23 protein-coding genes are annotated in these 20,585 nt (G+C 69.8%); 12 read left to right on the forward strand and 11 right to left on the reverse strand.

The window, feature by feature from the left end:
* The first annotated feature begins 30 nt into the window (after window positions 1-30).
* The gene (locus Pka01_RS03150) at window positions 31-681 is read left to right on the forward strand and encodes a response regulator transcription factor (RefSeq protein ID WP_203881025.1); all 651 of its coding nucleotides are present in this window, start codon (window positions 31-33) and stop codon (window positions 679-681) included.
* Complete coding sequence (locus Pka01_RS03155) at window positions 678-1,904, forward strand: sensor histidine kinase (RefSeq protein ID WP_203881026.1); 1,227 nt, start codon at window positions 678-680, stop codon at window positions 1,902-1,904. Before Pka01_RS03150 ends, Pka01_RS03155 begins: the two co-directional genes overlap by 4 nt.
* Here Pka01_RS03155 and Pka01_RS03160 read toward each other — a convergent pair.
* From Pka01_RS03160 to Pka01_RS03175, 4 genes are all read right to left on the reverse strand, one after another.
* The gene (locus Pka01_RS03160) at window positions 1,893-2,045 is read right to left on the reverse strand and encodes a hypothetical protein (protein WP_203881027.1); all 153 of its coding nucleotides are present in this window, start codon (window positions 2,043-2,045) and stop codon (window positions 1,893-1,895) included. The two genes, Pka01_RS03155 and Pka01_RS03160, sit on opposite strands and share 12 nt — an antisense overlap.
* A gap of 175 nt (window positions 2,046-2,220) precedes the next feature.
* Window positions 2,221-2,439: a hypothetical protein gene (locus Pka01_RS03165; RefSeq protein ID WP_203881028.1), complete on the reverse strand. Its 219-nt coding sequence runs from the start codon at window positions 2,437-2,439 to the stop codon at window positions 2,221-2,223.
* A 122-nt stretch (window positions 2,440-2,561) separates the two neighbouring features.
* The gene (locus Pka01_RS03170; protein ID WP_203881029.1) at window positions 2,562-3,368 is read right to left on the reverse strand and encodes an alpha/beta hydrolase; all 807 of its coding nucleotides are present in this window, start codon (window positions 3,366-3,368) and stop codon (window positions 2,562-2,564) included.
* Window positions 3,369-3,382: 14 nt separating this feature from the next.
* Window positions 3,383-4,048 carry a TetR/AcrR family transcriptional regulator gene (locus tag Pka01_RS03175; protein ID WP_203881030.1) on the reverse strand — a complete coding sequence of 222 codons (666 nt, stop codon included), beginning with the start codon at window positions 4,046-4,048 and terminating at the stop codon, window positions 3,383-3,385.
* Window positions 4,049-4,201: 153 nt separating this feature from the next.
* Here Pka01_RS03175 and Pka01_RS03180 point away from each other — a divergent pair, with 153 nt between their 5' ends.
* The 3 genes from Pka01_RS03180 (at window position 4,202) to Pka01_RS03190 (ending at window position 6,024) form a co-directional block, all read left to right on the forward strand.
* A complete protein-coding gene (locus Pka01_RS03180; RefSeq protein ID WP_203881031.1) occupies window positions 4,202-4,837 on the forward strand; it encodes a DsbA family oxidoreductase in 636 nt (211 codons plus the stop codon).
* Window positions 4,838-4,903: 66 nt separating this feature from the next.
* The gene (locus Pka01_RS03185) at window positions 4,904-5,458 is read left to right on the forward strand and encodes a cupin domain-containing protein (RefSeq protein ID WP_203881032.1); all 555 of its coding nucleotides are present in this window, start codon (window positions 4,904-4,906) and stop codon (window positions 5,456-5,458) included.
* A 53-nt stretch (window positions 5,459-5,511) separates the two neighbouring features.
* Window positions 5,512-6,024: a GNAT family N-acetyltransferase gene (locus Pka01_RS03190; RefSeq protein ID WP_203881033.1), complete on the forward strand. Its 513-nt coding sequence runs from the start codon at window positions 5,512-5,514 to the stop codon at window positions 6,022-6,024.
* A 115-nt stretch (window positions 6,025-6,139) separates the two neighbouring features.
* Here Pka01_RS03190 and Pka01_RS03195 read toward each other — a convergent pair whose 3' ends face one another.
* Entirely contained in the window at window positions 6,140-8,038 is a 1,899-nt protein-coding gene (locus tag Pka01_RS03195; protein WP_203881034.1) for a CehA/McbA family metallohydrolase, read from the reverse strand.
* A 169-nt stretch (window positions 8,039-8,207) separates the two neighbouring features.
* Between Pka01_RS03195 and Pka01_RS03200 the strand changes: the two genes are divergently transcribed.
* Window positions 8,208-9,197, forward strand: coding sequence for an asparaginase (locus Pka01_RS03200; RefSeq protein WP_239114697.1), 990 nt, complete (start codon window positions 8,208-8,210; stop codon window positions 9,195-9,197).
* A gap of 41 nt (window positions 9,198-9,238) precedes the next feature.
* Here Pka01_RS03200 and Pka01_RS03205 read toward each other — a convergent pair whose 3' ends face one another.
* Window positions 9,239-10,246, reverse strand: a complete 1,008-nt coding sequence (locus tag Pka01_RS03205; RefSeq protein WP_203881035.1) for a DUF3616 domain-containing protein — start codon at window positions 10,244-10,246, stop codon at window positions 9,239-9,241.
* A 108-nt stretch (window positions 10,247-10,354) separates the two neighbouring features.
* On the opposite strand from Pka01_RS03205, the gene Pka01_RS03210 reads away from it, so the two are divergent.
* Window positions 10,355-11,272, forward strand: a complete 918-nt coding sequence (locus Pka01_RS03210; protein WP_203881036.1) for an NADPH:quinone oxidoreductase family protein — start codon at window positions 10,355-10,357, stop codon at window positions 11,270-11,272.
* A 65-nt stretch (window positions 11,273-11,337) separates the two neighbouring features.
* Window positions 11,338-12,285: a helix-turn-helix domain-containing protein gene (locus tag Pka01_RS03215; RefSeq protein ID WP_203881037.1), complete on the forward strand. Its 948-nt coding sequence runs from the start codon at window positions 11,338-11,340 to the stop codon at window positions 12,283-12,285.
* A gap of 176 nt (window positions 12,286-12,461) precedes the next feature.
* Here Pka01_RS03215 and Pka01_RS03220 read toward each other — a convergent pair whose 3' ends face one another.
* Complete coding sequence (locus Pka01_RS03220) at window positions 12,462-13,214, reverse strand: oxidoreductase (protein ID WP_203881038.1); 753 nt, start codon at window positions 13,212-13,214, stop codon at window positions 12,462-12,464.
* Between the two features lie 142 nt (window positions 13,215-13,356).
* Window positions 13,357-13,971, reverse strand: coding sequence for a TetR/AcrR family transcriptional regulator (locus Pka01_RS03225; RefSeq protein WP_203881039.1), 615 nt, complete (start codon window positions 13,969-13,971; stop codon window positions 13,357-13,359).
* 271 nt (window positions 13,972-14,242) lie between these two features.
* On the opposite strand from Pka01_RS03225, the gene Pka01_RS03230 reads away from it, so the two are divergent.
* Window positions 14,243-15,202 (forward strand): alpha/beta hydrolase, encoded by a 960-nt coding sequence (locus Pka01_RS03230; protein WP_203881040.1) that lies wholly within the window; start codon window positions 14,243-14,245, stop codon window positions 15,200-15,202.
* Between the two features lie 75 nt (window positions 15,203-15,277).
* Here the strand turns inward: Pka01_RS03230 and Pka01_RS03235 are convergent, their stop codons facing one another.
* Window positions 15,278-15,700 (reverse strand): hypothetical protein, encoded by a 423-nt coding sequence (locus Pka01_RS03235; RefSeq protein WP_203881041.1) that lies wholly within the window; start codon window positions 15,698-15,700, stop codon window positions 15,278-15,280.
* Window positions 15,701-15,778: 78 nt separating this feature from the next.
* Window positions 15,779-16,453, reverse strand: coding sequence for a TetR/AcrR family transcriptional regulator (locus Pka01_RS03240; RefSeq protein ID WP_203881042.1), 675 nt, complete (start codon window positions 16,451-16,453; stop codon window positions 15,779-15,781).
* 85 nt (window positions 16,454-16,538) lie between these two features.
* Between Pka01_RS03240 and Pka01_RS03245 the strand changes: the two genes are divergently transcribed.
* Window positions 16,539-17,297, forward strand: a complete 759-nt coding sequence (locus Pka01_RS03245) for an NAD(P)-dependent oxidoreductase (RefSeq protein ID WP_203881043.1) — start codon at window positions 16,539-16,541, stop codon at window positions 17,295-17,297.
* Window positions 17,298-17,336: 39 nt separating this feature from the next.
* Here Pka01_RS03245 and Pka01_RS03250 read toward each other — a convergent pair whose 3' ends face one another.
* Window positions 17,337-18,584, reverse strand: coding sequence for an MFS transporter (locus Pka01_RS03250; RefSeq protein ID WP_239114698.1), 1,248 nt, complete (start codon window positions 18,582-18,584; stop codon window positions 17,337-17,339).
* 122 nt (window positions 18,585-18,706) lie between these two features.
* On the opposite strand from Pka01_RS03250, the gene Pka01_RS03255 reads away from it, so the two are divergent.
* A complete protein-coding gene (locus Pka01_RS03255; RefSeq protein WP_203881044.1) occupies window positions 18,707-19,663 on the forward strand; it encodes a LysR family transcriptional regulator in 957 nt (318 codons plus the stop codon).
* Window positions 19,664-20,123: 460 nt separating this feature from the next.
* Window positions 20,124-20,552, forward strand: coding sequence for a hypothetical protein (locus tag Pka01_RS03260; RefSeq protein WP_203881045.1), 429 nt, complete (start codon window positions 20,124-20,126; stop codon window positions 20,550-20,552).
* Window positions 20,553-20,585: the final 33 nt, after the last annotated feature.

Here is a 20,585-nt window from a genome sequence, read left to right on the forward strand (position 1 = left end):
CGAAACTGCTGAAGCAGGGAGGATGTCAGGGTGCGAGTGCTACTGATCGAGGACGAGGTCCTGCTGGCCGAGCAGGTCGCCGACGGGCTGCGGGACCACGGCATCGCCGTGGACCTCGCGGCCGACGGGGTCGACGGCCTGCACAAGGCGGGCGCGAACCGGTATGACGTGGTCGTGCTCGACCGCGACCTGCCGCTCCTGCACGGCGACCACGTGTGCTCCGCGCTGGCCGCGGACGGTGGCGGCGCGCGGATTCTCATGCTCACTGCGGCCGGGGAGGCGGCGGACCGGGTCGCCGGCCTGGTTCTCGGCGCCGACGACTACCTGCCCAAGCCGTTCGTCTTCGAGGAGCTGGTGTTGCGGATCCGCGCGCTGGCCCGCCGGGTCGACAACGCTCCGCGGGTCCTGCGGCGCGCCGGTCTGACCTTCGACACCGCGCGACGCGTCGTGACCCGCGACGGCCGCGTCATCCCGCTGACCACGAAGGAGCTGGCCGTGCTGGAGATCCTGATGGGCGCCGACGGCGCCGTGGTCAGCGCCGAGGATCTGCTGGAACGGGCATGGGACGAGCACGCGGATCCGTTCACCGCCACCGTCCGGGTCACCCTCGCCCGGATGCGCCGCAAGCTCGGCGACCCGCCGCTGATCGAGACCGTCGTCGGCGCGGGGTACCGGCTGTGAGGCCGCGGTGGAAGCACCGGTCGATCCGGCTGCGGCTGACCCTCGTGTATTCGGTCGTGCTCGTGGCGACCTGCGCGGCGCTCCTCGGGCTCAACTACGCGCTGCTGTACCAGAGCCTCTACAGGAACATCCATGGCCCGACCCCGGATGAGGTGAAGGCGGCTTTCATCGATCAGCCCGCAGGCGACCCGAAGGTCATGGCAATGCACCGCGATGATGCCGAGATCGCCCGGTTACGCGCCGAGACGCTGCTCAACACCGCCGGAACCTCGGCGATCGCGCTGGGGATCACAGCGATGGTGGGGCTTGGTGTCTCCTGGGTCGTCACCGGCCGTATGCTCCGGCCGCTGCGAACGCTCACCGCCGCCACCCGGCGGATCTCCCAGGACCGGTTGGACGAGCGCGTCGCGCTCACCGGGCCGCGCGACGAGCTCAAGGAACTGGCCGACACCTTCGACGAGATGGTGGCCAGGCTGGAGGCCTCCTTCAACAGCCAGCGAAGGTTCGTCGCCGACGCCTCGCACGAGCTGCGCACCCCGCTCGCGATCGTCCGTACCGGCGCCGAGGTGCTGCTGGCCAAGCGGGAGAGCACGCACGAACAGTGGGAGGCCATGGCACACCGCATGCTGACCGCCACCGGCCGGGCCGAACGCCTGCTGGACGGCCTGCTGGCACTGGCCCGCAGCGACAGCGGCGTCATCGCTGACAAGCCGCACGACTTGGCGATCGCGGCGGCCACGGCGCTGAGCGAGGCGGACGAGGAAGCCGAGAGCGCCGGCCTGTCGATGACCAGCGACCTGCGCTCCGCCCCGGTCGTCGGCGATCCGGTGCTGCTCGATCGCCTGGTACGCAACCTGGTGGACAACGCGATCCGGCACAACCATCCGGGCGGCTGGATCCACGTGGGCACGGGCCGCCGCGACGGGGAGGCTGTCGTCACGGTACGCAACAGCGGCGACGCCGTCCCCCCGGCCGAGGTCGACCGGCTGTTCGAGCCGTTCCAGCGGCTGACGTCCGACCGCACCGCGAGCTCCAGATCGACCGGCCTGGGCCTCGCCATCGTCAGGTCCATCGTGCACGCGCACGACGGCACGGTGACGGCGGCGCCGAACGCCGAGGGCGGACTCGCGGTCACCGTCACCCTGCGTGCGCGAGACGTTCTCTCCGCACCCGCCGAGGCGAGCGATCCGGGACCGGCACCCTCGGGCGGGTCACCGCGGTGAACCGTCGGGCCGGCCGTACGCCTCGAGGAGGCGCAGCCAGATCTCAGTGACCGTGGGATACGAGGGAACGGCGTGCCACAGCCGGTCGAGCGGAACCTCCGCGACGACGGCGACGGTGGCGGCGTGGAGCAGATCGCCCACGTCCGGCCCGACCCAGCACGATGAGGTCGAAGTCGGTCGTATCCATCGCAGGCATATCCCTTTGTGAGTGCTCACCGCCGGAAGCGGTGCGGCCGCGCCCTGAGCCGAGGGCCAAATCGTCAGAAGACGCCACGCCACGGCGTCGGGTCGTCCGCCACACGGGTGCGGCGGACGATCAACCCGAGAGCCCGACGATACGGTAGCCGCCCTCGGCGAGCGTGCGAGCCATGTGGTCGGCGTACCATTGCGGCCAGTCCTCGTCGTACCGTCCGCCGAGGACTTCCGCCTCGTAGACGCCGTGCGCGGCCGCGGCCCGTTTGAGGAGATCAAGGATGATCTGCTTCGTCGCGGTGTCCGCCGGTTCCGCGCCTGAGTGGGAGCTCGTGGAATCCATGTCGCGATGCTCCTGATCGATGAACGAGTGATTATGCGATGAAACCACTCTAAAAGGGTGGTTTCCTGCGCAACCTCTCCCCCACCTGCCCAGGCCCTCGGGCGGCGCGGCCGACGGCGGCGTCAGCACAGCACGGCGCGCAGCCATGCCGCCGTCATCGCGAGCGAGTCGGGGCGGTCGAACTCCGCTCCCTCGTGGCCGGCGCCGCCCAGCAGGTCGAAGCGGGTGTTCGCCCCGGCTCGGCTCAGCGCGTGATGCAGGGCTTCGCCTTCAGAAGGCGGGATCACCCGGTCACGGTCGCCGTGCGCGATGAGGAACGGCGGCGCCTGAGGTGAGACGCGGGACAGCAGGCTCAGTTCGCGGGCGCGGTCGGCGACGTCCACGACGCCGGACACGCCGAGCAGATCCGCCTCGAACGCGAAGGGCAGGACGCGGGCTTCGAGGTCGCTGCGGGAAGCGGAGACCAGCAGGTCGGACTGACCGAACCAATGGACGACTGCCTGCACCTCGCTGGACTGGTCGAGGTTGCCGCCTACCGCCCCCTCGAGCTCGGCGTCTCCCGGGGTCAGGGCCAGCAGGGAGCCGAGATAGGCGCCGGCCGACGCTCCCCAGACACCGATCCGCTCGGTCCGCAGGCCCAGGTCGGCACCGTGGGCACGCAGCCAGCGCACAGCACCCTTGAGGTCGTGCAGCTGGTCGGGGAAGACCGCCCCCGGCGTCAGCCGGTAGTTCACCGAGGCCACCGTCACGCCGTACGCGGCCATCGGCGCCAGCCGCTCGGCGCTCCCGTCCGCCTTGTCGCCATGCCGCCAGCCGCCGCCGTGGACGTACATCACCACTGGAGCGCCGGGGTGCGATGCACGGTACAGGTCCAGCCCGAGCTCGATCCCGCCGACGCCGGCGAAGACGAGATCGCTCTCTGTCGTCACGGGCGCCATCGGTCTCAGCCGGACCGTCCCGTGCCGGCGGCGACGGCGGGCCACAACACCGCCACGACACGTTCGGGGATCTCCGCCTTCGGCTCTCCGGCGTAGAACGAGGCGAAGTAGCTGCCGAAGCACATCATCGCGATGATGCGGGTGTCGATGCCGGCGTCGACCGCACCGCGGTCCTGCAAGCGCCTCAGCACGTCCTCGACCATGGCGACGCGCGGCTCGACGGCGTGCTTGCGCAGGATCTCCAGCAGTTCCGGGGTGCGGTTCGCCTCGCCGGCGAAGTTGCCCATCAGCACCATGGCGTCCGGGTTGAAGTAGGCGGGGTCGAGGCGGCGGACTGCCTCGACGAGCGCGTCGCGAGGCGCCAACTCGGACAGGTCGACGGTGTACATGTCGCGCTGCTTGCGGAACCCGTAGTCGAGCGCGTCGACCACCAGGTCGAACTTGTTGTTCCAGCGGCGGTAGAGCGTCGGCCGGGTCACCCCGGCGTCGGCGACGATGTCACCGATCGTCATCCTCGAGTAGCCGTCGCTCACCAGCCGCTCGCGGGTGGCCAGGATGATGGCCTCGTCGATGGCCGCGTCCCGGGGCCGTCCTCCAGGATGTGCCCGGTCGGCCTCGGCCTTCGCGTCGTCGCCGGCTTGTCCGCTCTGCGGTTGTGGTGCTCGGACCATGGATCACCTCGCGGATGACGACGTGTCACCTCAGCCTACCGGGTTCATTACAGCCAGTGATCGTAACAGGAGTCCGGCGAGTGGTTTGAGCACATGGGAGCTTACGTTACATTCCTATATTGTAACGTAATGCCGCTTTCGGGGGATCGAGAAATGGACACCGAGGCCGGCAGGCACGGCCGAGGCGCCGACGTGGTGGCGCCCCTGCCCGTCCTGCACTGGTTCGACTTCATCTGCCCGTTCTGTTACGTGGGTCAGCAGCGGAACGACATCCTTGTAGGGCGCGGGCTGGACATCGTCCACCTGCCCTTCCAGATCCATCCGGAAATCCCGCCGGGCGGCATCGAGGCGGGGCCGCGGGTCGGGCCGATGTACCGAGGGCTCGAACGTGAGGCGGCCGATGCAGGCCTGCCGTTGAACTGGCCGGCCCGGCTGCCCGACACCCGGACTGCGCTGGCCGCGGCGGAGTGGGTCCGCCTGCGCAGTCCCGACGTGTCAGGCGACTTCAACAGGGGGCTGTTCGCCGCGCATTTCGTGCTCGGCGAGGACCTCGGCGACATCGACGTGATCGAGTGGCACGCGAACGAGGTCGGCGTCGATCTCGACGCCCTCCGTGCCGCGCTGGCCGACGGCACCGCGTCGGCGCTCCTCGCCGAAGCCGAGTCGGCGGGCGCCCGGTTCGGCGTGCAGGCGACGCCGAGCTGGCTCATCGCGGGCGAGCTGATCTCGGGGCTGCTCCCGCAGTCGGAGTTCGGGCGTCTCGCTGACAAGGCGATGTCACGCGGGTAGGCGGCGGGCCTACCCCGGTCGTGAAGTGATACTCGGTGCGGTACCAGCACCAGGGAGGACAGGAACATGGACGTCCCCAGCGCACCGGCCGTGCAGGTGGTGCCGCCCGGCGGCGGGGAAACGGTCGCCATCCCGGGATTCGGGGTGGTCTTCAAGCTCTACAGCCGCGACAACGGCGGCGAAGTGGCCATCGTGGAGCATCCGTTCGCCGTGGGCACGATCACCCCGCCGCACCTCCACACGCGTGAGGACGAGCACTCCATCGTGCTCGAAGGCGAGATCGGCTTCCGGTCCGGGGACGACGAGGTCGTCCTGGGGCCCGGCGGCTACATCACCAAACCACGCGGGCAGATGCACGCCATGTGGAACGCGGGGAAGACGCCCGGCCGCATCATCGAGATCATCACGCCGGGCGGCTTCGAGAACTACTTCCGCGAGCTCGGCGAACTGCTCGCCTCCGTCGAGGCGACGCCCGCGGTCAACCTCCGCGAGACGCCGGAGTTCGCCGAGCTCGCGAAGCGTTACGGCCTGACCCACGGCAGGCCCGACTGGCTCGACGACGTCGTGGAGCGGTACGGACTGACACCGCCGGCTCAGCCGCCTACACGGGCAGGCGACTGAACAGCACGGGGACCGCGGAATCGACTTGAGGCTCAGATGGCAAGATTCCGGACATGACTGAAGTAGAGATTCGGCGGCTCGCGCCGGGCGAAGGCGAACGTTACCGCGCGATCCGGCTCAAGGCCCTTGCCGAGTCGCCTCGGGCGTTCGCCTCCTCCTACGAGAAGGAGGCGGCCTTCCCCGCAGAGCAGTGGGAGGAACGGCTGGCCGGCGTGGTCGTGACGCTGGTCGCGGTCGTGGACGGGTCGGACTGCGGGACCGTCGGGGTGATTCCGCGCGGCGAGGAACACCCCGGACGCGCCCACCTGGTCGGGATGTGGGTCGATCCTGCGGTCCGCGGGCGTGGAGCCGGCGGACGGCTCGTCGACGGGGCGTTGGCGCTGGCGCGCGAAATGGGCGCCGAGGAGGCTGAGTTGTGGGTCGTGGACGAGAACGAGCCGGCGATCGCCCTCTATGAGAGCAGGGGCTTCACCCCGAGCGGCGTACGCGGCACCCTGCCCTCCGACCCCACGGCCGCGGAATCCCACTACCTGCTCAAAAGCCTTCCGCCCGTCCCGTCCAACTGAGAACGCACAACCGGCGTTCGACGTCGGCCCCCCGGCGATGCGGAATCGCGCTCGGCCATCTCGCTTCCGAGGTGGCCGAGCACACCCACGCCGCCCGCGAAAACCGCATGACCCTTCAGCGCATGCGGCGTGCCGCGGGGATCCCTCCTTCCGGGATGTCGCGGAGCAGCCAGACGGGGTTGGAGAGAGCGAGTACGGCCCCCGCACGATCCCGCACCTCCACCCGCACGAACCGGGGCGCGGAGGTGTTGACGGGTACGTCGACGAATCCCTGAGCGGCCCACGCGGCCGACGGCATCTCGGTGAACGTGGTGCCGGGTTCGGGCTTCGACGGTCCGGCGAGGTCGACCGTTCCCTGCACGATGCGCACGACGCTGTCGGCCGGAAGGCCGGTGAGGATGGCGCGGACGGTGCGGGTGGCGGCGGTGGAGACGGTGACGGACCCCATGGGTGCGGCTCCATCGACCTGCAGGTCGATGACGCCCGAGAAACGCGCGGGGTCGCCGAAGTAGACCCGGCCCGCCGAGAGGCCGGCGAGCAGGTCGGCCAGCTCACGGCTGGGCGCGTGCGCCCACGTGACGAAGTTGGACTTCTGGCCGAGCCAGTCCTGGCCGGAGTGGTCGTCGCTGACGCCGGTGCCGGTGAGGAAGATCCCGTTACGGGAGCAGACGTCCCACAGCTGCGAGTGCCGGTCGAGGTCGACCCCGCCGCGGCTGGGGTAGCCGACCTCGAGGATGTCGCAGCCCATGGCCCGGTCGGCGAGAACGGTCTTGGCAACCGAGGCGCGCATCGCGTCCTGCTGGGCGGGCGGGAGGTTGGCCGGGGTGGAGGTGCCGAAAGGGTGATTGTAGGAGGCGAGGCCACCCATCGACTGGATCATCGAGACGACGGCGAGCCCGGCGGCGGGGTCGGGGTCGGCGGTCGGCGTAGGCTTGGCGAAGGTCGGCATGGTGATCTTGGGGCCGAACCAGTTGACGTGCGTGGGCTTGACGAGGGAGACCTCGAGGCCCTGGTACTGGCGCACCGCGGGGAACTTCGCGGAGTAGCCGGCCATGAGGGCCGCCTGTACCTGCAGGACGGCGTCGTCCGAGCGTGCCGGGCGGGAGATGCGCAGCAGGTCGAACCATCCGTCGGCGAGACGCTCCTTCTCGCTGACCGCGCCCAGGGTCAGGTCCAGCATCGCGGCGTCGCGGCTTTCCAGGTCCGGCCAGAATCGCGCGATGTCCTCCGCTGGAGACATCCGCAGCGTGTTCCACCGACCTTGCCTGGCGGGCAGGTGCACCACGGCGTTCAGCCCCGTGCACTTGCGGGACTTGCCCTGGGTGCCGTCCACGATGTAGGTCAGCGTGTACTGACCGGCGGGCCGGCCCGCCGTCGCCGGCCTCCAGCTCGTGGTGACCTCCACGGCGAGGTAGGCGTGCGGCGACACCTCGGCGGGGAAGACGTCGACCTCGATGGTCTGGTCGTACAGCGACCGCTGCAGGACCGTGTTCGTGGCGCTCCCCGAGATGCGCACCGCCGCCGCGTCGCGGCCCGCGGAGGTCGCCGACAGCCGCACCGAACCAGGCGCGGAGGCGTCCCCGGGTGAGGCCATCGTCTTGTCCCAGAGCACCTGCGACGACGCCAGGGTCCCTTCGCGCTCCTCGGCCCAGGAGCACGCCACGCCGTTCACCTGCTCCGATGGACCGTTCATGTGGAGCACGCCGGGGTAGCCGTGCTCGGCCATCCGGAAGTCGTGCTCGGTCCACCACATCACGTCGATGCCGGCGCGAGTCGCCTGCTCGAGGTGGCCCTGCATGGTGCCGGCGCCCTCACTCCAGGAGGCGTGGATGTGCATCGCCATCGAGATCGGACGAGCGAGTGGCGTGCCTGTGGTGTCGGCGGCGAGCGCGGGCTGGGGCCCTAGCGCGAGACGCCCGGCTCCAATGGCGGTGACCGCCGCAGTCGCCTTCAACAGATCGCGCCGTGATACCGGACTCATCCCGCTCTGCTCCATCCAGTTGATGTGAATCATGACAAAAATGTCGTAACTGAATGAAGAGGACACGACGCTAGAGAGAAGCACGTCGGACACGAAAGGGAACATGCGCGGCGTCTGGGCCGACGGCCGGCGCACGTGTGTCTGCGGCCTTCGCAGGCCATACGCTCGGCGGCAACGGTCCACGACCTGGAAAGGCGGGCATGTGTCCACCCAGATCACGGTCTTCTCACTGGGCGGCACCATCGCGATGACCCCTGGTGCGGAGGGCGGAGGCGTCGTACCCACGCTGAGCGGAGGCCAGCTCCTGGCGACGGTGCCCGGGCTCGCCGAACTCGACCTCGAGATCGAGGTGAGAGACTTCCGTCAGGTGCCGGGCGCGTCTCTCAGCTTCGACGACATCCGCGCACTGGCCGCCGTGATCCACGACAGCGACGCGGACGGCGTCGTCGTCACCCAGGGAACCGACACCATCGAGGAGACCGCCTACCTCCTCGACCTGCTCCACACGGGGCGGGCTCCGGTCGTCGTGACCGGTGCGATGCGCAACGCCGCCCTGGCCGGGCCTGACGGGCCGGCCAACGTTCTCGCCGCGATCCAGGTCGCGGCCGACCCCGCGGCTCGCGATCTCGGTTGCCTTGTCGTGTTCGCCGACGAGATCCACGCCGCGTCCCGTGTCCGTAAGACGCACAGCACCAGCGTGAGCACGTTCGCTTCGCCCAACGGCGGGGTCGTCGGCCATGTGGTGGAAGGCAGGCCGCGGTTCCTGACCGGTTCACGCGAACGAGTCACGATGCGTCTGCCGGCGCAGGCGCGTTTCGCCAGGGTCGCCCTGGTCACCGCCGCTTTCGGCGACGACGGTGAGAACCTGCGTCCTCTCGCGAACGGATGCGACGGCCTGGTGGTCGCCGCGATGGGCGTCGGCCACGTCCCCGCCGCCTACGTGGACGCACTGACCTTCCTCGCCGAACGCATGCCCGTCGTCCTGACCTCTCGCACCGGGGCCGGATCAGTGCTCACCCACACCTACGGCTACGCCGGCTCGGAAAGCGACCTGCTCAACCGCGGACTGATCAGCGCGGGCTTCCTCCACCCCTACAAGGCCCGCATCCTCCTCACGGCCCTGTTGACGGCCGGCGCCTCCCGGGGCGAGGTCGAGGAGACCTTCACCCGATCGGGAGCCGCCCACGCGTAGCCATGGACATCGCGCCGTCAGACGACTCGCTGTCCGGTGAATCAGTCGAGGCGGATGAGGTCGGCGTAGACGCCCGCCGCGGTCCGCCTCTCCGGGGACGGGCTGTCGTAGACCACGATCAGCCGGCCGTCGTCCAGTACGGCCAGGCCCTCGGGATGGTCCTCGCCCCGCCCGTACGGAAGCTCGGTCACCGTTTCCAGGTCCGTGGCGGCGACCACGCCGCCCGTGGAGCCGTTCCGCCAGCGCACGACCCGTACCGGGCCGTCGAGGTCCATGCTCGGGCCGGTGAGGATGAGCAGGTCGTCGCCGTACGGGCACAGGTCGCGGACGCCCAGGCCGTCCAGGTCGAGAAAGTGCGTCCGGTACGGCTCCGCCAGCCTGAGCCGGGACGGGTCACGCGGGTGGGTCGCCGGCCGGATCTCCAGCAGCACGGCCCAGCCGCGCAGGACCGGCCCCCTGAGCCCGACATAGAGCCTGTCGCCGTGCTCGTCGGGTCGGGCGGCGATGCCCTCGATGTCCAGGCCGTTGTCCTTGCCCGGCAGTTTCAGGAACGGCGCCAGATGAGGATCGCCGGAGAGCATGTCGGCGAGGTTGTCGTCGCCGGAGAGGACGGCGGCCCGGCGCCGGCCGTCCGCGCGCACCGGCACGCCGTCCCGGAGCGGCAGGCGCACGAGCACGAACCGGTTCTCCTCGCGGAGCACCGTGGCCAGTCTCCTGCGGGCCTTGTCGGCGGAGTGGCCGGGCTTCAGCCGCCTGCGCTTGAGGCTGTGCGAACCGACCGCCCACAACCAGCCGTCGGTTCTCGCCAGCCCCTCGATGTCGGCCTCCGCGTCCCGCCCGGCCGGCAGATCCACGAAATCGGCCAGGTCGAAGGTCCGCTGGTCGTCGTAGACGCCGTCACGTGACGTCAGCCGCTCGATCGTCGCCGTCTCGTCGCCCGCGATCCACAGGTACGGCCCGTCCTGGCGGATGGCCGACAGATTCTCATGAGTGCCTGCGCTCTGGGCGCCTTCGTGGAAGCGGAGCTCCATCCGGTCTTCGACATGCACCCCTCCCATCATGACCTCCGCTCCCCAGAAGTGAGCGGCTCCGGCTCCCGCTCGCATGAATCCGGCCCGACCTTGCCAGAATGATGTTCGGTCGACGAAGCTGCCCTCATGAGGGCCATCGTCTGCACCGAGTACGGCAAGCCGGTCGAGCTGGTCGAACTGCCCGATCCGGTCCCCGGACCCGGCCAGGTCGTGGTCGAGGTCGAGGCGGCCGGCGTCAACTACGTCGACGGTCTGATGGCACGCGGCGGCTACCAGATCAAGCCGCCCCTGCCGTTCACTCCGGGCTTCGAGGTGGCGGGACGGCTTCCCGACGGCTCCAGGGTCCTGGCGATCACCGGGCTCGGCGGGTTCGCCACCCATGTGCTCGTGCCGGCGGCGCAGGCCGTACCGCTGCCCGACAGGCTCGACCCGGTGCGGGCGGCCGCGTTCGCGCAAAGCCACTGCACGGCCATGTACGCGCTGGAGCGGCGCGCCGGGTTGCGCCGCGGCGAGCGGGTGCTGGTGCTGGGCGCCGGCGGCGGTGTCGGGCTGGCCGCGATCCAGGTGGCCAGAGCACTGGGCGCCGAGGTCCTTGCGGCCGCCTCTACCGCGGACAAGCGCGAACGCGCAGCGCAGGCGGGGGCGGACGAGGTCATCGGCTACGAAGGGCTGAAGGACGCGGCAAGGCGGTGGGGGGTGGACGTGGCGGTCGACCCGGTGGGCGGGACGTTGTCGGAGCAGGCGCTGCGCGGGCTCCGCGAAGGCGGGCGCCTCGTGGTCGTCGGCTTCGCCGCCGGCGACATCCCGCGACTGCCCGCCAACCAGGTTCTGCTGCGCAATCGCGCGGTGGTCGGCGTCGACTGGGGCGCTTGGTCGATGAGCAACGCAGCCGAGAACCGGGCCATGCTGGAACAGCTGTTCTCGATGCCCGGGATCGACCCCGTTCCCCCGCGGACCAGGCCGCTGGCGGAGGCGGGGCAGGCGATGGACGACCTGCTCAACCGCCGGGTCACCGGGAAGATCGTGCTCATCCCCGATGAGTGAGCGACGCCGCTTCGCAGGACGAGTGCCCAGGTGAGAGGCACATCGCGCCTGGTTACCCTGGTGCGGTGCACGTCCACAGCCTGCGGTCCGCGGAGGAGTTGCAACAGGCGGCCGGTCAGAGCTACCTGCCGGTGATCGCCGAGCCGCGGGCCGACTTCCGTGGGCGGCTGGCCCTGCAGACTCTGGGCGACGCCGTCTCGCTCTCGGAGGCCCGGACGACGGCGCTGCGGACGTTCCAGACCGTACGGATGGCCGCGGACTCGGGGCGGGACGACCTGCTGCTCTTCTGCGTCCATCTCGCCGGCTCCGGCCGGCTGCTCCAGCATGAGCGGACCGCCGAGCTGGGCCCGGGCGCCGGTGTCCTGTACGAGGGGCGCAGCGCGTGGGACCTGGACATCGTGACGGATGTCCACAGCCTCCTGATGCAGTTCCCCCGACACCTATTGCCGATGCGCCCGGCCGAGATCACCGAAGGGTGCGCGAGGCGCGTGGACCCGCGCTCACCGGGCATGCGCCTGCTGTCCGGGTACATGGGCCAGCTGCACCTGCTCGCCGGTGACCTCTCCGGCGAGCAGCGCCACGACGCCGGCCTCGCGGCGATCGAACTGCTCGCGATGGCCCTGCGCGGCGCGGTCCCCGCGGTCCCGGGAGAGCAGAGCGCGGGTGAGGTGCTGCTCGGGTTGATGCGCGGCCATGTCCGCGATCACCTCGCCGACCCTCGTCTCACCGTGGCGGAACTGGCACGCCGCCATCACGTCTCGGTCCGGCACGCTCACGTGCTGTTCGGCCGGATCGGGGTCACACCGGGCGCCTACATCCGGGAGCAGCGGCTGCTGCGGGCACGGGCGATGTTGTCGGATCCGAAGCACGACGCCCGCCCGGTGTCGGACATCGGCGCCGCCGTGGGACTGGGTGAGCTGAGGACGTTCGAGCGGGCGTTCCAGCGGCAGTTCGGGATGACGCCCGCACGGTGGCGGCACGAGCACCGGACCCTCGGCCCGGGCACCCCGTGAGGTCCTTCGTTCGACGATCGGGTGCCGGGCCGCGTCCCGAGGGCACGGGCGGCCACGTACAGGGATGGGCAGCCGCCGCCGGATACCGGGGTGTCCATCCCGCCCGCCGTCGACCCAGGCAGGCCCAGCAGACCGCCGCCGCTCCGCGGTGGGTCGACGGACGAACGGGATGGGAATCAAGCTCCTCCGTTGGCATGGAGATCGGCCCCGGCGATCCACTGCGCTCGGTCGGAGGCGAGGAACGCAACAGCCTCGGCCACGTCTCGGGGGTCGCCTACCCGTCCCATAGGAATGGCGGAGTATGCCTGTTCCACACCGGCTCCCATGGCTTCCATCACCGACTGCAGCAGCTCGGTGCCGCCGGGCGTGGCCACCATGCCGAGCGTGATGACGTTGACTCGTATGCCGGCCGGGGCGAGCTGAGCGGCCAGGCCCTTCGACCAGCTGGCCAGTGCGGCCTTGGCGGCTCCGTAGTGGAGCATGGGCGCGGGCGGATTGGCGGCGACGCCGCTTGAGATGTTGATGATGGTGGCCCTGTCGGCCTGCTGCAGCGCCGGTAGAGCCGCGTTTGTCACGCGCACCGCGGACAGGAAGTTGATGGCGAGGGAGTCTTCCCATTCCGCGTCGGGGATCCGGCCGAAGTGCGCGCGTGCGGCTCCTGCGTTGTTCACCAGGATGTCCAGTCCGCCGAGTGCCTCATGGGCGGCGTCGACCAACTGGCGTGCGCCGTCGTCCGTCCGGATGTCCGCACTGATGAACGTGGAGTCCGTGGGGGTTTCGTCGTGCGAGCTTCTGGCGCTGGTGACGACGGTGGCGCCGCCACTGATCAGACGCTGGGCGATGGCGGCTCCGACCCCTCGCGAGCCGCCGGTGACGAGCGCTCGCCGCCCGGCGAACTCTCCGGGGACGGGGGTGGTGGGGATGTACATGGTCTTGCCTTCCTGGACGTGACGCCGATCCTCTGATCGGTGAGCAATGCCGAGTACTGGCATGCGCGATCCAGAATTGCTCGCGAGGATTGGCATCGCAATGCCAATCCTCAGCCGACGAGCCGGAGCGTCCGAGGGATGCCTACGGCACGGTCAGCGACTCGATGTAGGCAAGCGTGGAGTCGAGCGCCACCTCAAGAGGCCTGGTGTCGCGGTTGAGCTGTGTTATCAGCATCCCGCCCTGCAGCGAGGCCAGGAGTGACAGGGCCAGCGCCTCGGGGTCGGCGTCGGGATGCAACCTGCCGGCTGCGTGCATGGCGGCAAGTCCCGAACGGAGGCCGGCCGACCAGCGCGCGAAGCTGTGGGAGAGCTGGAGCCGCGCCGCCTCGTCGTGCTCGGCGAGTTGGCTGGTCAGCGAGGCGATCGGGCAGCCGCCGCGGCAGTTGAGTTCGCGCTGGCGGGCGACTGCGAAGTTACGCCACTCGCGCAGGCCGTCCAAGGTGTCCAGCCGGGCGAAGAGCTGCTCCTGGGGCTCGATGACGGCGTCCGTCTGGTACTCGATCACCGCACGCACCAGTGCGGTCTTGTCTGCGAAGTAGTGGTAGACCTGCGAGTTGCTCACCTGGGCGAGCGTCCGGACATCCTCGATGGTGGTGTCGGCCACGCCGCGCTCGAACATCAACTGGGCAGCGGCGGCCACGATGCGCTGCCTGGTCTCCTGCCCCTTGGCGGTCATCGTTCCTGGCTTGATGGGCATGCCCACAGCCTACGAAGTCTGGCATGGGCACTCCACTGCTCGATCGGCACCAGCACGACGACGTGTGGTGGGCCCTCTCCTCTGATCCGTGCAGAAAAGTACGCCTGGACAGCAGGAATCGTCGTACCGCGACCGGGTGCCGCGCTGGTCGAATTGTCGGCGAACGCCGGACCCGGCACGGGCGGCCATCTCCTGACGCCCCAGCATGGCCGCGTGTGACGCGGACGCCGAAGCGACGAAGATCATCATTTGTGGAATGACGGAGACTCCGATGACAGACATCCTCGACCCCGAACTCGCTGCCGTCGCCGCCGGCTTTCCACGCCTGGACCTGGCCGACCTGGCGGGTGCCCGTGAGATCGAGCGGCGGTTCGCCGCGCACGTGCCGGCGTACGACTCTTCGACCGCGTTGGCCGTGAAGGACCTGCTCGTCCCCGGTCCGCAGCAGGCCCCCGACGTCGCCGTCCGGGTGTACTCGCCCGCCGACCGCGTCGAACCGCTTCCCGCCCTGCTGTACCTGCACGGCGGCGCGTACGTCATGGGCGGCCTGGACCTGATCGACCCCCCGGCTCGGCTGATCGCCGACCGCGCGGGCGTCGTCGTGGTGACGGTGGCCTACCGGCTGGCTCCCGAACACCCCTACCCCTCGGGCCTGGAGGACTGCTACGCGGCGCTGGAATGGCTGAGCGCCGAAGGCGCGGACGTCGGCGTGGACCCCGGCAGGATCGGCGTGCTCGGGGAGAGCGCCGGAGGCGGCCTGGCCGCCGCGTTGGCCCTGCTCGCCCGTGACCGCGGCGGGCCGCGCCTGATCGCCCAGTTCCTCGACGCTCCGACGGTCGACGACCGGATGGACACCCCGTCGATGCGCGACCTTCCCGACACGCCGACCTGGCAGGCCATGAACTCCGCGCACGGCTGGCGCCATTACCTCCGGGGAACCGCCGAGCCGGGAAGCGGGGACGTGCCGGTCCACGCCGCCCCGGCCCGCGCCCGGGTGCAGGACCTCGTCGGGCTCCCCCCGGCGTGGGCGGCCGCCTACCAGGTCGACCCCACCCGGGACGAGGGCATCGACTACGCCTGTCTCCTCATGCAGGCCGGCGTGCCCACGGAACTGCACCACTACAGCGAGGCGTTCCACGTCGCGCACATCATCCCCGGCACCGCCATCGGAGCCCGGATGATCGCCGACAGGATCGAGGCCGTACGCCGGCTGCTCCGTACGGCGCCGTAGTCGTTCCCTCGGATAGACGACGCCGATCCGGCGACATCCGACCTGGGCGGGCATCGCCGGGCCCGCCCCGAGCGATCATCGGCATCGATCAAGAAGGCGGCTGAAGGCGCCGGCGTCGGCGCACACCATCGAATATCCGTAGGGGATCTCGCCGATTCCGTCGTTCACGCGTCTGGGAAACGTCCGCAGGTTGGAACTGTGGAAGAAGCCCCCGCGGAAGCTCACCCCGTGGATCGCGCGCAGCTCATCCACCTCCGACCACGGCGGCACGATCACCGCGATGGTCCTGACCCGCAGTCTCCTGCGGTTGAGGTAGACGATCCGGCGCCGAACCGGGTCCACCAGCTCAAGCTCGCTCCTGGTCGCATGCGACGGCCGGAAGCCATGCTCACCCGCCAGCGCCACCAATTGTTCTTCCAGGTCATTCGCCCATGCGCCGGCACCTACACCGGGACGAGGCTCGGGGAAGAAACGAAAGGTCCCAGTCGGCACGGCCATGATCGGCAGCCTATGCCGCACTCGTCATCGAAGCGTTCCGAACGGCGACGCTCCGGGCGGCACTCCAGCGCGGCCGGGCTAGACCTCGTCGGGGCGCAGCGCGTCGAGGATCAGGGACAGGCCGCGTTCGAACTCGTCGGTGTAGTCATAGCCAGGCCGACGGGCGTGCTCGGTGATGACCTCCACGAGATGTGGGTAGGCGTCGGCCGGCAGGTCGCGCACGATTCCTTCCGCGACCTCGTCGAGTTCGGCGCGGCTCGTGAACGGCAGGCTCAGCTCCTGCAGCACGAAGCCGTAGAGATAGCTGTCGATCACCAGGATGGCGTGCGCGGCCCCTGCGACGGAGAAGCCGCCCGCTCGCAGGATGCCCAGGACGGCGTCGTGATGGCGCAGGGTCGCCGGGCCCGGTCGGCTGCGAGAGTCCATCAGGCCGACGGCCCAGGGATGGCGCAGAAGCACCGTGCGCGAGGAGGCGGCACGGTCGTGCATGGCCGCCTTCCAGTCCGTGGTCGGCGCCGCAAGGTCGATCTCGTCGAACACGGCGTCGACCATCCCGTCGAGGATGTCGTCCCTGCCGGTCACGTGGTTGTAGAGCGACATCGCCTCGACGCCCAGCCTGGCGGCGATCGCCCGCATGGTGACCCCGGCTTCGCCCTTCTCGTCGGCCAGCGTCACAGCGGCGGTGACCACGCGTTCCCGGCTGAGCGGCGCCCGGGTCGGACTCGCGCGCCGGCCGGTGCCGCGCTCGCGCATGGGTGCTTCCTCCTGTTGCCGGCTTGGCGGACTTACGCTGTAAGTGTACAGTACTTACAGCGTAAGCCGGAGGGTGGGAGCGGACATGAGCACGGACCGGACGCGGAAGGTCTGCATCGTCGGCGCCTCGGGAAAGCTCGGGCGGTACATGGTTCGGCACGCACTGGACCGGGGCTACGACGTCGTCGGAGTGTGCCGCGAACGCAGCGTCCCGAAGCTCGCCCCGTTCGCCGACCGGATCACGATCGTCCCCGGCCCGACGAACGACCGCGATGTGATCCGCACGGCGGTCGCCGGATGCGACGGCGTACTGACCGTGCTGGTCCCCTGGGGCGTGCGGCAGTACTCATCGGGCACGGCGCAGGCGGTGCTCGACCACGCCGACCCGAGCGCGCGCCTGGTCTTCTCATGCGGCTGGCACATCGCCCGGGACGGCGCGGACCGGTACTCCTGGAGGTTCAAGGCGGCCGTGCGGATCGCCGCCCGGCTCGGCCGCCTCGTGCGCGCCGTCGAGGTCGACGACCAGGTGGAGGCGTGCCGGCGGATCTTCGCCAGCGACAGGCGGTGGACCGTCGTCCGCGGCAGCGATCTCGAGGAGGGACCGAGCCAGGGTCTGCCCGTGTGGAGTCGCCACATCGGCGACCCGGTGCTCGCGAGCAACCTGACCCGACGCGTGGATTTCGCCCTGTTCATGGTCGAGGCCCTCACCGACGACACGCTCGTCCACGAGGCACCGGCGATCGTCGGCCGCCTCACCCCCAGCGCGCAGACCCACGCCGGCGACGGCCCATCCCCCGAGGCCGCCGGGAACCCGGCCACATCCGCTGGCGACCCCCCTGAGTGAGCACCGCGAAACCATTTCCGCTCGGGCCGTCGCGGTGAGTCATGCGGATCGGACGTCTTCGAACGGTGGTGCCGCCACCGGGTCGGGCATGTGCGCCTGCCTGGGCAGCAGGAGGGGTGTGCCGAGCAGGAGGATGCCGGAGACGATGATCGCGGCGAGCGGGCCGGTGAGTGTCGCGATCACACCCCAGATCATCATGAGGGAGGCCTGGGCGAGTTTGCTGCTGATGCTCCATGCGCTGAGGACCTGGGCGACGTGATCGGCGGGAGCGCGTTGCAGGCGTTCTGTCGCGCCGATGGGGTTGAAAACGCCCATGCAGACGATCAGCAGGCCCTCCACGACGATCACGGTGAGAAGGCCGGGGACACCGGGACGGGTGAAGGCGAGGCCGAGCGGGAAGATCGAGCGCAGCCAGCCGGTGACGAGCATGACGCGGTGCCGCCCGAAGCGGGCGACGAGGCGCGCGGACAGGCGGGCGCCGGCGAAGCCCCCGAGTGCCGGGATGCCGAAAGCGAGGCCGTATTGCCAGGCCGGTAAGTGGTACTGGCCGAGAAGGAGGACGGCCAGGAGCGGGCCGGTGGCCATGATCAGGCCGTTGACGGTCATCTGGTTGAGGAACAGTCGCCGCATCACCCGGTCGTGGAAGATGAACCGCCAACCGGCCAGGAAGTCGGCGGCGCGCAACCTGGTCGCGGGGTCACGGAACACCGCGACGTCTGCTCCACGGATCTGGCGGACCCCGAACGCGGAGAGCAGGTAGCTGAGGGCGTCCGCCGCAACGGTGACGACCGGGCCGAGCAACCCGATGAGCGCACCGCCGAGCGGCGGTCCCGCCGCGGTGGCCACCCAGGTCGTGCCCTCGAATCTCCCGTTCGCGGTGAGCAGATGATCGGCGCGGACGAGGTGCTTCAGGTACGCGCCGGAGGCGGCGGTGAACACGATGCTCGCCGTTCCCGAGATGACTGAGACAACGAGGAGTTGGACGTAGGACAGCAGACCGAGGAGGTACGCGATGGGGACGCTGGCCATGGCCAGGAAGCGGACCAGGTCCATCCGGATCATCACCGGGCGCTTGGCCCGGTGCTCGATCCACGGACCGAGCGGGACCGCGACGACCGCCGCGACGGCGAGGCCGGCGGCCTCCAGGAGTGAGACGGCGAATGCCGACGAGTGCAGCACTCGCACCGCGATCAGCGGGAACGCTCCGAAAGCGATCCACGTGCCGTAGGTGCTCACCGCGTAGGCCGACCACAGCCAACCGAAACCGCGTCCCAACCGCACGCGCATGCGACTCCTTCGCGACAACCCATGTTCGGACCGGTGAATCACACCAGCCGCCCCGGCGCGGGATCAAACAACCGGCCGCCTGTGCTCCACAACCAACGGTTGTGCACCCATAAGCTGGATCAGTGGATACCGAGGCGGTGCGATCATTCGTCCGCGCCGCCGAGCTCGGACAGCTGCAACAGGCGGCGGACGAGCTCGGCGTGACGCAGCAAGCGGTCTCCAAGCGGATCGCCGCGCTCGAGCGCCAGCTCTGCGTCCGCCTGTTCACCCGCACCGCCCGAGGGGTCGAGCTCACGCTCGACGGACAGGCGTTCCTCCCGCACGCCCGGAACATCGTCGTGGGTGTCGATCGCGCCATCACCGCGATCAGACCGGGCTCACGGGCCCTTCGGATCGACGTCCTCGGCCTCCGATCCGCGCAGGCCGTGATCCTGCACGACTATTGGCGGTCACATCCGGAAACCCAACTCGACGTGGTGACCCTCAGGGTCGATGACCCGCGCGTGGCGGTCGCCGCCGTCCAGGCGGGCGACGTCGACGCCACGTTCCGCACGGTCACCGACCACGGCGCGCTGCCGCGCGACCTGCGGATGATCCGCGCGTTCGACTCTCCGCTGGAACTCGTCGTCGGCCCCCGCCATCCACTCGCCTCCGCACGAGCACTGACGCCGTCCCAACTGCGCAGGCACCGGATCTGGGTGCCTGGCATCGCGCCACGAAGCGAATGGGCCGAGTTCTACGATCAGCTCACCACCGAATTCGATCTCCGCGTCGACGCCGCCGGCCCGAACTTCGGCAACGAGGTGCTCCTCGACACCCTGGCGGACTCCGCAGACGTGGCCACGCTCGTCGGCGCGCGCGACCGGTACGTCTGGCCGACGAGCTACGACCTGCGCCGCATCCCGATCGTGAACCCGACGATCGCCTACCCGATCTCGCTCATCCTGCCCGGCACCAATCCGCACCCAGGACTACGGGCGATCATCGACCACTTCGGAAGCCTGCCCCCGCTCCCCGAGACGACATGGTTCCCGTCCTGGGCCGCGACCCCACGTCACCACGACGGAGACATCACCTGATCCTGATTCATGACGATCTCACGGTGCTGGACGCCCCTCATGGGCACCACGATCGGTTCGCTCCGCACGTCGCCCGAACACGTCATCAGCAGGTCCCACCTGGCTGTCGCCGAAAGATCTCGGCAGAGCCGTACCCATTCTGGCCTCTCTCCGAATGAATGCGCCTTTTGATCGTGAGGTCAGAAATGGGGCAATCTGACTAAGATCATCCGCACGGCAATCGAAATCCAGTGAGACCGGAAGACGGAGAAACCGATGACCTTTCTCACTCCGCGACAGGCGGCCGTCCACTTCGGCCTCTCGTTCACCGGACTCCAGAAGATCGTCTCCGCAGGTCTCATCCCTGCGGCCGAATCACACGGCGGCAAACTGGTCATTCCTTCGGACGTGGCCCGACGGATCGCGGCTCGCTCCCGCGCCCCTTCATCACATACTCCCCGCAACGGGCGGCGACATCTCGATGGCTGTTTTACGCGTCGGCGTGGCAGCGCCTGACCCGGAAGCCAAGCGCCGCTTCATCGGCTTTCATGCCGACATGCCACCCGAGGACCTGTTGGAGGCCCTGCGTGGCTGGTGGGTCGGAGCGCCGAAAAGGATCGCCCAATCCGGCGTTCTTCCGGTGACCCTCGGGGGGTTCGTCGTCGCCGTGTTGACAGGCCTGGGCGGCTGGGACTCCAGATCGACCGGCAATGGACTGGTGCGCCATCGCTTCGACGCGAGGCTCGCCGGCTACATCGGCGACCTCGACACGGCCGTCAACATGGTCACGACCGGCACGGCAGACGACCTGCGAATCGCCGGCCTGCTCCTGGGAACCCGCCTCGAATCCACGTCCGGCGGCCCGGTCGCCTACGTCTCAGCAGCCGCCCAAGAGGTTCCAACGCAATGAGCGTTGGAGGCGTCGCCAGCTAGGGGTTCTTAT

It is taken from the genome of Planotetraspora kaengkrachanensis (genome assembly GCF_016862895.1).
In the GTDB taxonomy this organism is placed as follows: domain Bacteria; phylum Actinomycetota; class Actinomycetes; order Streptosporangiales; family Streptosporangiaceae; genus Planotetraspora; species Planotetraspora kaengkrachanensis.